The organism is Cognatundibacterium rivi, assembly GCF_018139565.1.
Lineage (GTDB): Bacteria > Pseudomonadota > Gammaproteobacteria > Burkholderiales > Burkholderiaceae_D > Undibacterium > Undibacterium rivi.
The window spans coordinates 596,284-608,387 of sequence record NZ_JAGSPK010000002.1; the positions used below are offsets into that span (position 1 = coordinate 596,284).

The 12,104-nt window shown below is 49.2% G+C and carries 11 protein-coding genes; 6 read left to right on the forward strand and 5 right to left on the reverse strand.

The annotated features are described in order from the left end of the window. Positions 1–7 precede the first annotated feature (7 nt). From rph to KDM87_RS07080, 3 genes are all read right to left on the reverse strand, one after another. A complete protein-coding gene (gene rph / locus KDM87_RS07070) occupies positions 8–745 on the reverse strand; it encodes a ribonuclease PH (RefSeq protein WP_212678417.1) in 738 nt (245 codons plus the stop codon). A gap of 3 nt (positions 746–748) precedes the next feature. Next, complete coding sequence (locus KDM87_RS07075) at positions 749–1,690, reverse strand: PP2C family protein-serine/threonine phosphatase (RefSeq protein ID WP_212678418.1); 942 nt, start codon at positions 1,688–1,690, stop codon at positions 749–751. A 68-nt stretch (positions 1,691–1,758) separates the two neighbouring features. After that, positions 1,759–2,772 (reverse strand): serine/threonine protein kinase, encoded by a 1,014-nt coding sequence (locus tag KDM87_RS07080; RefSeq protein WP_186898405.1) that lies wholly within the window; start codon positions 2,770–2,772, stop codon positions 1,759–1,761. A 143-nt stretch (positions 2,773–2,915) separates the two neighbouring features. On the opposite strand from KDM87_RS07080, the gene KDM87_RS07085 reads away from it, so the two are divergent. From KDM87_RS07085 to KDM87_RS07100, 4 genes are all read left to right on the forward strand, one after another. Next, positions 2,916–3,818: a YicC/YloC family endoribonuclease gene (locus KDM87_RS07085; RefSeq protein WP_212678695.1), complete on the forward strand. Its 903-nt coding sequence runs from the start codon at positions 2,916–2,918 to the stop codon at positions 3,816–3,818. Between the two features lie 122 nt (positions 3,819–3,940). After that, on the forward strand, positions 3,941–4,585 hold the full coding sequence (gmk, locus tag KDM87_RS07090) for a guanylate kinase (RefSeq protein WP_186898404.1): 645 nt from the start codon (positions 3,941–3,943) through the stop codon (positions 4,583–4,585). A 40-nt stretch (positions 4,586–4,625) separates the two neighbouring features. Continuing rightward, positions 4,626–4,829, forward strand: a complete 204-nt coding sequence (gene rpoZ / locus KDM87_RS07095) for a DNA-directed RNA polymerase subunit omega (protein ID WP_186883493.1) — start codon at positions 4,626–4,628, stop codon at positions 4,827–4,829. Between the two features lie 54 nt (positions 4,830–4,883). Beyond that, on the forward strand, positions 4,884–7,172 hold the full coding sequence (locus KDM87_RS07100; protein WP_212678419.1) for a RelA/SpoT family protein: 2,289 nt from the start codon (positions 4,884–4,886) through the stop codon (positions 7,170–7,172). A gap of 286 nt (positions 7,173–7,458) precedes the next feature. Here KDM87_RS07100 and KDM87_RS07105 read toward each other — a convergent pair whose 3' ends face one another. After that, positions 7,459–8,826, reverse strand: coding sequence for a DUF3422 family protein (locus tag KDM87_RS07105; RefSeq protein WP_212678420.1), 1,368 nt, complete (start codon positions 8,824–8,826; stop codon positions 7,459–7,461). Positions 8,827–8,885: 59 nt separating this feature from the next. After that, on the reverse strand, positions 8,886–9,434 hold the full coding sequence (gene greB / locus KDM87_RS07110) for a transcription elongation factor GreB (RefSeq protein ID WP_212678421.1): 549 nt from the start codon (positions 9,432–9,434) through the stop codon (positions 8,886–8,888). A 204-nt stretch (positions 9,435–9,638) separates the two neighbouring features. Here greB and KDM87_RS07115 point away from each other — a divergent pair, with 204 nt between their 5' ends. Then, the gene (locus KDM87_RS07115) at positions 9,639–10,286 is read left to right on the forward strand and encodes a response regulator (protein ID WP_212678422.1); all 648 of its coding nucleotides are present in this window, start codon (positions 9,639–9,641) and stop codon (positions 10,284–10,286) included. A gap of 65 nt (positions 10,287–10,351) precedes the next feature. Beyond that, the gene (locus tag KDM87_RS07120; protein ID WP_212678423.1) at positions 10,352–12,007 is read left to right on the forward strand and encodes a GGDEF domain-containing protein; all 1,656 of its coding nucleotides are present in this window, start codon (positions 10,352–10,354) and stop codon (positions 12,005–12,007) included. The last annotated feature ends 97 nt before the right edge of the window (positions 12,008–12,104 follow it).

The following is a 12,104-nucleotide window of genomic DNA, read 5'->3' on the forward strand; positions in this document are numbered from 1 at the left end:
AATCTACTCAGCTTTCCAATAAACCGAGTACCTGTTTTTGCAAATCGATGAGATCATTAATGCCACTTTCAGCAAGATCAAGCAATTGATTCATCGTGCCACGATCAAACGCAACACCTTCGGCAGTCCCTTGAACTTCGATAAAATGCCCGGCATCGGTCATCACCACATTCATATCGGTATCACAATTGGAATCCTCAGGATAATCGAGATCCAGTACTGGGAGCCCCTGATAAACACCGACAGAAACTGCCGCGACAAAATTTTTGAGCGGAACCTGCGCAATCACACCATTGGCAACCAGTTTAGAGAATGCATCATAAGCAGCAACCATTGCACCAGAAATTGCAGCAGTACGTGTTCCGCCATCGGCCTGAATCACGTCGCAATCGAGATGCAAAGTACGTTCGCCAAATGCATTCAAATCAAATGCGGCGCGTAAAGAACGCCCTATCAGCCGTTGAATTTCCTGAGTGCGTCCGGATTGCTTACCCTTGGCCGCTTCGCGGTCCATACGCGTGTGCGTGGATCTTGGCAGCATACCGTATTCTGCCGTGAGCCAGCCCTGCCCTTTTCCCTTCAGAAAGCCGGGAACTTTATCTTCAATACTGGCGGTGCAAATCACGCGGGTATCGCCAAACTCTATTAGTACAGAACCCTCGGCATGTTTCGTAAAATGGCGGCTGATAACGACAGGCCGCAAAGCATCCGCTGCGCGGCCGCTAGGGCGTTGAATATGAGGCATAAATTAATCTTTAGAAGTAATACGGGATGACTTATGGATCGCATTGCGGATTTCGGCAATCGCTTTTTCGATCTCTGCATCATTGAAAATATCGTGTTCTGCGCTATCCGGAGCGACATCTGGATCAACAGGTGCCTGTATGGTAGTCGTAATGGAACCAATAGGTAAAGTATTGGTGGAAATAATAGAGGAATCCTCCAGTCTGTTATCACCTTCCCACATCATCGCCAGCGCCGTCGTGTTGTCGCTGTGTTTGCCAGCAATACTGACCGCTGAGCGGATCAGTTCCGGAATTGCACGAACAATAGTGTGTTCGTGCAGACGTTGAGCCAGCATATGATCTGGCAACATAGACCAGAAGCCGTCTGAGCAAAGCAGAATAATATCGCCCGGCTGTAACGCTGCACGCCGCGATAGTTCAACAATAGGTGCATTCGGTGCACCCAGACAGTTGAACAACTTATTGCGATCAGGATGCGTGTGACGCTCTGACGGGTCTACCTTACCCTGTGCAATCAGCGTTTCCAGACGAGAATGATCTTTTGTCCGTAAAAGTATCTGACCTTGACGCATCCAGTACAAACGAGAATCACCACAGTGCGCCCAATATGCGTATCCGTTCTGAATCAAACAGGCAACGATGGTGGTGCGTGGCGTTTCCGGCAGATTATTCATCGTGCGATAACGATGTATTTCCTGATGTGCCGCTAAAAAACTGTCCTCCAGAAATCGCTCCGGGCGTCCAACCAAAGGATGTGCCTGCTGCTGAAATAGCGAACCTATCGTCTGCATAGCGATGGCAGCCGCCATCTCGCCAAGGATGTGACCGCCCATGCCATCTGCCAATAGCAACAAAATCGCGTCGCGGGTGAAGCTATACCCCATGCGATCCTGATTGACCTTGCGGCCGCCAATGTGACTTTCTTGATAAACGGAAAAGCGCATGAACAGTAGTAATGCTTTAAATAACAATTAATAAAAAAGGTAACCCGACAGCACAATCACAAACATCGTTAATTCAATGTGCTTTCTTGTATCGTTGTATGGTCACTCTCTGGTTTCTTTTTCTTATATTTTTTAAGAAAAGACGTAATTTTCAATTTCATTTTGCCAAACGAACTCAGCTCCGGCGCTGGTTGCGCTTTAATCGCCAGTGCTTTCTGCAATGCAAATACGCTCTGTGGTCGCTCCAATGGATCCAGCTTCAGACACCAGCGGACAACTTCAATCAGCTCAGGAGAATACATACCTTCGAGCTTGCGGAAATGCGCCTCCATTTTGTCATTGGTCAATCGCTGATCTGCCGGTTGAGGTGGGGCACCGATCATGCACGCAAAAATAGAAGCGCCGATGCTGTAAATATCAGTCCAGGGACCAAGGCTACCATTTTTTTGATATAACTCCGGGGCTGCAAAGCCGGGAGTGTACATTGGATACAGTTTCGGGATATCTGTTTTCAATGTCTGACGCGCAGCGCCGAAATCCAGCAGTATCGGTGTACCGTCAAGACGCAGATAAATATTGGCTGGCTTCAGGTCAAGATGCAGCAACTTATTAGTATGCACTTCGCGCAAACCATTCATCACCTGATTGAACATGCGGCGGATGAAGCGCTCTGATACCAGTGGTTTTTCACCTTTATCGCGACGACGTAAAATATGTTCCTGCAATGATCGCCCAGACTCATACGCCATTACCATATACACGGTTTCGTTCGCGCGGAAAAAATTAACAACGCTGACCACATTCGGATGTGAAATACGAGCAAGCGCCCGGCCTTCTTCAAAGAAGCATTTCAAGCCAATGCGGTAGATAGGCAGATTTTCATTTGAAATTGCAGGCACAAGCTCACCTTGCTGACGCAAAGCAAGCGAACTCGGCAGGTACTCTTTAATAGCAACTGCATTACCGTCTTCATCCGACGCCAGATAGACAATACTGAAGCCACCGGAGGCAATTTTCTTTACAATGCGGTAACCGGCGATTTCCAGACCATCTGGCAAGGGGGCGTTATTTTGTGCAGCCATTGATATTTCCATCCTTTAGACAAAAGCGATTGTGTTGATAATCGCACTGTTTGTAAAGACTATAATGGTTTGTAACAACTTCTTACTCCCTTTTGCGCCCATCAGCATACTATCTAAAAGGAAACAACTTGAGCATTTACAGCATGACTGGTTATGCGACCAGCACCCAGGAAACCGATGCAGGCACGATCACCATCGAAATCAAAAGTGTCAATTCCCGCTTTCTCGATCTGCAGTTCCGCATCAATGATGATTTTCGCTCTGTAGAGTCATTGTTCCGCGATGCGATCTCGCGCAAGTTAGTACGCGGCAAAGTTGAATGTCGTTTCAGTTTCGGGAAAAAAACCACCGAAACCAGTAACAAAGCGCTGAATGCAACCATACTCGGACAACTGACCAACTTTCAAAATAATCTGAAAAGTCACTTTCCTGATGCTCCCCCCTTCACCATGAATGAATTGCTACGCTGGCCCGGAGTCATAGAGGAAGCTGAAATCAATGCAGAAAGCCTTCAGAATACGATTCTCCGTAGCATTAATGACACATTGGAAGCATTCATTACCAGTCGTGAGCGTGAAGGCGCAGCGCTGGAGCAGGTACTGCTCAGCCGGGTAGCAGCGATGGAAGAAATCGTCGAAAGAATCAAACCTCTGATGCCGCAAATGTTGCAGCAATTTCAGCAGAAATCTGTTGCGCGGCTCGAAGAGGCGCTGGGATTGGCTTTACCAGCCAATGGCAACAACACCGCCCAGACCATCACCCGTGAAGAAGCGTTCGACAGAATTCGTCAGGAAGTCACTGTATACGGCATCCGCGTCGACGTCGCAGAAGAACTTGCCCGCTTATCCGCACATCTGACAGAGACACGCCACATTCTGAAAAAAGGTGGACAGGTCGGCAAACGTCTCGACTTCATGATGCAGGAACTTAATCGTGAAGCCAATACACTAGGCTCCAAAGCGGCGCTCAAAGAATTGGCCGATGCATCAATGGAATTGAAGCTGTTGATAGAGCAAATGCGCGAGCAGGTACAAAACCTTGAATAACGCGACACATTTGCTTATACTGCCGCCGATATTTTAAGAAGCGACAACTCCGGCGGCACATAATGCCGCCGTTGTGTTTTTGTTGCCTCATGTTTCACTGACGATACCAACCAGAGATCCTTATGCGCCCTATCACATCCACTGCAGGCAGCCTGTTCATCGTTGCAGCGCCATCAGGCGCCGGTAAATCCACACTGGTGAATGCTTTACTGGCGCAGGAACCACAAATCAAGTTATCCATTTCATCGACGACACGTCCTCCGCGCCCAGGCGAACAGGATGGGCGCGAATATCACTTCACAACGGTAGAAGACTTCGTTGCCCGTGAAAAAGCCGGAGAATTTCTGGAGCATGCCGAAGTTCACGGTAATTACTACGGCACGTCGCGGCTGATCATTGAAGAACAAATGCGCGCCGGTACGGATGTGTTGCTGGAGATTGACTGGCAAGGTGCGCAGCAGGTACGCAAACAATTTCCCGGTGCCGTCGGCATTTTCATTTTGCCACCATCGATTCCTGCCTTGGAAGAACGCCTAAAAAAACGAGGGCAAGACGAACCTCACGTCATTACACGCCGGATTTTGGCCGCGGGCGGCGAAATGGCGCACTCCCCTGAGTTCGAATATGTTATTATCAATCAAGACTTTACTACTGCATTGTCTGAGTTGAATGCGATCGTTAAAGCGACCCGCTGCAGATTTACTCAACAGGCGACACGGAATAGCGAATTGTTTGCCCAACTTGGCATCCACGCCAATCCGAATTAATTCAAAAAATTATTTGTATCATTTGTATTTAGGAAAAAATATGGCACGTATTACCATTGAAGACGCGTTGAAACAAATCCCTAATCGTTTCCAGCTGACACTGTGCGCAACCTATCGCGCACGCCAGTTACTGCAAGGTCACACACCAAAGGTTGAAGCAAAAGACAAACCTACCGTTGTTGCTCTGCGCGAAATCGCTGCTGGCAAAATCGGTATTGAGATGCTGAAAAAAGTTCCTATGTAATTTCGCATTACGCGAAAAATCAAAGTACCTACCTTTATCGGCCGGAAAAACAGAATGAACGCAACAGAAACCTCTTCATCTCTGAGTAAACCGGCCGAACCTGATACCGCCCCGCCTCCATCAGCGGCCACGCCGCAGAGCAGCGCAAAAAAAAACGCCACAACTTCGACTGAAGCCAATCTAAAGGTACCTGCACCTGTTGTCGGTGTCGCCTCAACGACGGCGCTGTCTGCTCGTCTCGCAGAATACATGTCGCCTGGCGACCTCAAGCTGATTAAGGAAGCCTATCGTTTTTCTGATGAAAAACATCTGGGTCAGGTGCGCAAATCCGGCGAGCCCTACATTTCTCATCCTATCGCTGTCGCCGAAATCTGCGCCGAATGGAAGCTGGATGTGCAAGCGATCATGGCGGCGCTGTTGCACGACGTCATGGAAGATCAGGATGTCAAAAAAGAAGAACTGATTGAACGCTTCGGCGCTCCGGTCGCCACCTTGGTGGATGGGTTATCGAAACTCGAAAAAATCGAGTTTCAGAGTCAGATCGAGGCGCAGGCAGAGAATTTCCGCAAAATGTTGCTGGCGATGGCGCGCGATGTGCGCGTTATTCTCGTTAAACTGGCAGACCGCCTGCACAATATGCGTACGCTGGGCGTGATGCGCTCGGAAAAAAAACGCCGCATTTCACGCGAAACGATGGATGTCTATGTGCCGATTGCGCACAGACTTGGCCTCAATAACATTTATCGCGAATTACAGGATTTAGCTTTCTCGCATTTGTATCCGATGCGCTACCGGACTTTATCCAAAGCCGTGAAAGCCGCACGTGGCAATCGTCGTGAAGTCGTCAGTAAAATCCTGGAAGCAGTGAAAAACTCGCTGAAAGAAGCGGGTCTGCATGCAGAAGTCTATGGCCGCGAAAAAACGCTGTATGGCATTTACCGCAAAATGCAGGATAAACATTTGAGTTTTTCTCAGGTACTGGATGTTTACGGTTTTCGCATCGTCGTCGAAAATTTCCGCGAGAGTTATTATGCCCTCGGTACCTTGCATGCGCTGTACAAGCCCATGCCGGGCAAGTTTAAAGACTATATAGCGATTCCCAAAACCAACGGTTATCAATCGCTGCACACCACACTGATCGGTCCGTACGGCACGCCGGTCGAATTTCAGATCCGCACTCAGGAAATGCACCGCGTTGCCGAATCAGGCGTCGCAGCACACTGGCTCTACAAAGACGCCGAAGGCAGTCTTACGGATTTACAGCAACGCACGCACGCATGGCTACAGTCTTTACTCGATATACAGAAACAGACGGGCGATTCGGCAGAATTTTTAGAACACGTGAAGATCGATCTGTTCCCGGATTCGGTCTATGTCTTCACACCAAAATCCAAGATCATCGCCCTGCCACGTGGCGCGACGGCGCTGGATTTTGCGTACAACATTCACACCGACATCGGCAATCAGGCGATTGCGACGCGCATCAATCACGAGCCGGTGCCATTGCGCTCAGAATTAAAAAATGGCGACATCATCGAAATCATTACGTCACCCGGCTCTCGGCCGACACCGAACTGGCTGACTTATGTGCGCACGGGCAAAGCCCGTTCTGCGATTCGCCATTATCTGCGCACCATCAATCTGAATGAATCGACTGAACTGGGTAAACAATTGCTCGCTCAGGCGCTGGTGGCAGTCAATCTGAATCCGGAGTTACCGGGCGCGTTGGTCGATAAATTACTCAATGAATCCACCGCCAAAGAGATGGATGAAATCTATACTGATATCGGTATAGGCAAACGCATGGCAACACTGGTGGCGCGACATATTCTGGATCTGGTGGAAGATGACTCGCCCTTCCCTTTCCAACAATTCGGCGACAAACAAAATTACAAACGCGAGCCTGTGATCATTTATGGCAGCGAAGGTTTATCAGTACAACTTGCACCATGTTGCATGCCGATTCCGGGCGACAACATCATCGGCCAGTTAAAACGCGATCAGGGTCTGGTGGTGCATACCGATGATTGTGAACATGCAAAACGCATGCATTTCAAAGAGCCTGACCGCTGGATCGACGTTACCTGGGGTGAAGAACTGAACCGCAGTTTTGATACTCGTATCATCGTCACCGTCAACAATGAACGCGGCGCACTCGCACGTATCGCAGCAGGCATAGGCGAGTCAGAAGCAAATATCAGTCATGTGAATATGGAAGATGGCGATGCCAATGACATGACAAACATCCATTTCACGATTCAGGTAGAAGATCGCGGCCATCTCGCAAAGATTATGCGCAGCGTCAAGCATCTGAGTGGCGTCATCCGCGTTGTGCGCGTCTGAACCATATTTTCTGAATTACCGCCCCGCCACATTCCGCCTGAAAACAGCAGTTTTTAATATACTCCCCCCATTTTTAAAGAAAACCACCATGTTGTCAGCGAATTGACTGGGTCTTCAAATATACCCCGGGGAGTATATTTGAATCATTTTTCAGGGCTTACCGTTCAACCATCCAGTTGCCACACGCTGCATTGCCCCGGTTGCGCGATTGATCCATAGTGCAATCAGCTTGCAGAGTGCGAATTTACCGACAGATCAACGCCCGCAAAAAATCGTTCAATACAATTCAATGCAGTTTTTTATGCATGCGCCGCAAACCCAGCCAGACACAAACGGCAATCACCGGTATCAGGATTCCGGTCAGCAAATCCGGGTTAATTTCCAGCCCCATGGCTTTCATGCCTTTGCCCGTGTACAAAAATAAACCAGCAACGTAGTAACTGATCGCGGCAACAGACAGCCCTTCGACGGCCTGCTGCAAACGCAGTTGTTGTGCTGCGCGTGCGTTCAGACTCTGCAATATCTTGCGATTTTGCTGTTCCTGTACGATGCCGACACGGGTACGCAATAAATCATTGGTATGTGCAATTCTGGCAGCCAGCGCTTCCTGTCTGCGTACAATTGCCTCGCAGGTATGCATCGCCGGGGCAAGGCGACGTTCCATGAATTCTTCTATCGTAGGAATACCATCTATCCGTGACTCGCGCAGCTCGCCGATACGCGCATTGACCAGACTGAAATACGCTTTGGATGCCGAAAAACGATAGCTGTTTTCCAGCGCCAGCTTTTCTATGCGCGCCGCCAGATCAATAATTTGCCGTAAGACGCCCTGTTCGGCATCGGTATCGGCTAGCTCGCCATCACTACCGCTTGCCAGCGTCATGGTGGATGTGATCTGTACCAACTCGTTTTCAATTGCATTCAACACTGGCGCGGCCGCCTGGGCTTGCGGCAGACCAAGTAAAGCGATCATGCGGTAAGTTTCGATTTCCAGTATGCGCTGCACGGTACGTCCGGCCTGCTGATCGAGAAAGCCCTGATCCTTGACGATGAAACGGCTGAAGCCGTCCGCCTGAATCAGAAAATCCGTCCAGACCTGACCGCGATCAATCACCTGACTACCGACTAACACACTGCCTTCAAACATCCCGCGCATCGTTACCGTACCGGCCGGTGGCGTGGTATCCACAGGCGTTGCGGCAGGAATCAGGGCGACGTGGGCCGCCACCATGACTTTTCCCTGCAAGCCAGCCAGCCATTGTTGCGGTACATGTCGCAACGGTACCTTTGCAAATACCTGGGCAATATCCGATATCGCTGCAACTGTCAGCGTTGAGTCTTCCGGATTATCCAGAAACGTATAGGTCGCAAACTCGGTATGACATTCCCACTTCAAACGGAAGCGGCCAAAATCATGGAAAAAATATTTAGCGTCACCACCGGGACTAGCGACACCGAAATATCCGCAAAATTCACTGAGTATCTGCAATTGCACATGCAGATTGTCACCACCGATGCGGCCCTGGTTATGCGCAAAAACCGCGATATGGGTCAGCACCTCAGGCGCATTCAGACGTAATGATGGACGCGAATGCACCTCGGCAGCCAGAGGAATCCGCAAAGGATGATTGATATCGGTATAGTTAAGTGCCATCGTGTATGCCGTGTAAGTAGTAAATGAGGTGCGCAGTATGCGGATCGTTCTGAGTCAATTTACGCCGGATAAATGACATCCAGTATCGTCAACTCATCGATTCCTGCCGGTGTTTTCAGTATCACAGTGTCCCCCGTACGCGCTTTAGTCAGCGCGCGGGCAACCGGAGAAATCCAGCTGATTTTTCCTTGCAGCGGGTCAAATTCATCAACGCCGACAATGGTGATCGTAATTTCTTCACCCTGTAAATTTTCATACACCACAGTTGCACCAAAAAAAATCTGATCGGAACCATGATGCACGCGCGGATCAACCACTTCTGCGATATCCAGACGCTTACTTAAAAAGCGTATGCGCCGGTCGATTTCACGCAAACGCCGTTTCCCGTAGATGTAATCACCGTTTTCAGAGCGGTCACCATTCGAAGCGGCCCAGGAAACAATGCTCACCACTTCCGGGCGATCAACATCAATCAGACGCAAGAACTCGTCTTTCATCCGCTGATGGCCTTCCGGCGTCATGTAATTCTTTGCACCGGCAGGAATCGCAGGAGCGCCGATCTCTTCATCGTCATCCTGCTCAGATTCTTTTATAAAAGCTTTGCTCATTTATTTTATCTTCTGCCGAAGCAGATCAAATTAATCACCATCTTCTTACCGCAGCTCTGTCATCCCTTATAAAATAAGCGATCGCGCTGTTCTGATCAACTCTGAGTCAGTGATTGCAGCGCAGATGCTGGCGAGTACCAAGACTTCTCACTGTAAAGTAAAACTCCCATAATAGCGAAGGTCTGAGATAGAAATGGAATATGCATGGCTGAATATGCGTCAATTAAGTTAATGATTGTGGATGACCGCATTGTGGTCAGAGAAGGAATTAAAGGAATCATTGCCACCACACCTGATATTGCGGTCGTGGGAGAATCCGGCAGCGGCCTGGATGCCGTGCGTTTATCCAGAAAGCTGGATTACCATGTGATGGTGCTTGACATCGCGCTGCCCGATAAAAATGGGATAGAAGTTCTGAAGCAAATTAAAGCCGAAAAGCCGGAAGTCAACGTGTTGATGTTTTCGAATTTTCGCGAAGATCAGTATGCGATACGTTGCCTGAAGGCTGGCGCATCCGGTTATCTCAATGAGCATTGCGGCAGTGATGAGATTCTGGCTGCCATCCGGCAGGTTTCAAATGGTTTGAAATACATCAGTACCGCACTGGCTCAGGAGTTAGCCAACAACCTGAATCAGGAGCATGAAGATGAACCGCATAAAACACTGTCCGATCGTGAATTTCAGACTCTGACGATGATCGCATCGGGTAAATCGGTGAGTGACATTGCTAAAGAACTATCTTTGTCAGTAAAAACCATCAGTGAATACCGTGCGAGGATTTTGTTAAAGATGAAATTGCGGCACAATGCAGAACTGACACATTACGCAATCAAGAATCAGCTTGTCGATTGAGTATTTTTTGTTGCATATCGTTTTATTGTTTATTGTTCACCGTTTATCGTTTTTGACCAGACTACATGTCGACCAAACCACCTTCGTCACAATTCAAAAGTCCTTCTGACATCGCACGTGAGACGTTTCGTCAATTAGCGATACAAAGGATTGCGCCGACGCCCGATGCCTACCGAAAACTGTATAACGAGGTGGCTGGCATCAGCGAGGAAACGCCCGCGACGACGCCCGAAACGATACAACAGGCAGTTAAACCTTCTGAGGCAGAAAATCTGCTGGCCAACTTCGCCAGCAGCCTGCAGGCATCACAAAGCGATTTATCTACTTTTGGTCATCGCTTCAGCCGCGCCGTTAAAACCGGGAACTGGGACGATTACAGCAAAGGTCTGGAACTGCTGACGCAACGCATTACCGAACCACCTGCGCCTACCAATCAAATCAGCCTCGTTGATCCCGCACCTTCCGTGATCAACAACTCAGCGCCGATTTCTTTGGTCGATATCCCAGCGCAAGATGACCCATGCCAGCGCGTACTGAAAGACTTACTGTATCGTACGCTGACATTAGCTCTCAGTTCTTTGCTGAAACCCAATCCGGCGCTTGCGACCGAATCGGAAGCATTGGGTCTGGCAGTCAGAGAAGCGAATAATGAGCCTGAATTAAATCAGGTTGCCAGCCGTCTGAAGCAACTTTGTTTTCAGATTGAATTGCAAAGCGGCGACAGCGCTGAGCAACATGAATTACTACTGCGTTTATTCGATTTATTGCTGACGAATATTCACGATCTGCTCGACAACGACAACTGGCTGCGCGGTCAGATTGAAGTCGTGCAAAATCTGATTTCCGGCCCGATAGATCATCGTGCATTGCAAGAAGCAACCCGCAGCCTGAAAGACGTCATCTACAAACAGGGCGTGCTTAAAAATAGTATTGATGAGTCGAACACCTCCGTCAAAAATATGATGACGGCGTTTATCGACAGACTCAATGCGATGGCAACCAGCGCCGGCGTCTATCAGGACAAGATGGATCTCTACGCAAACAAAATCAGAAATACCAGCGATGCTAACGAAGTCAGCAACATCATTGGCAACATTCTGGATGAAACCCGCGTCGTGCAATCGGAAACCCTGCGCTCACGCGACATCATCGTCGCCGCGCAGAAAGAAGTGACCGAAGCTGCAGAAAAAATTAAAGGTCTCGAAGATAAACTGGCACAAATGAGTGAACTGGTGCGAGAAGATCAGTTGACAGGCAGCCTGAACCGGCGTGGTATGGAAGATATCTTTGAGCGTGAAGCCGACCGCGCGGACCGGCGCAGCTCGCCGCTTTGCATCGCCATGCTGGATCTGGATAACTTCAAAAAACTCAATGATACTCACGGCCATAACGCCGGTGATGAAGCGCTGGTGCATCTGGTCCGAATAGTAAAACAGACCTTGCGCTCCATCGATGTCATCGCCCGCTGGGGCGGTGAGGAATTCATCATTATCATGCCCGAGACCGGCCTGGAAGAAGCGGCACAGGCGATGGTCAGAGTACAGCGTGAACTGACCAAGCATTTCTTCACTGCCGATGAACAGCGCCTGTTTATTACGTTCAGCGCCGGCGTCGCCCTTCGTTTGCCGCATGAAGCTCAGGAAACGCTGATCAAACGTGCTGACAAGGCGATGTATGAAGCAAAACAATCCGGGAAAAATCGTGTAGTGAAAGCAAACTGACGCTGATACCAATACCAATACACCGAGACGACTGAAACAAAAAGGCCGCTATATCGCGGCCTTTTTTTGTATTCACCATCTCACTCAGCAAAACAGG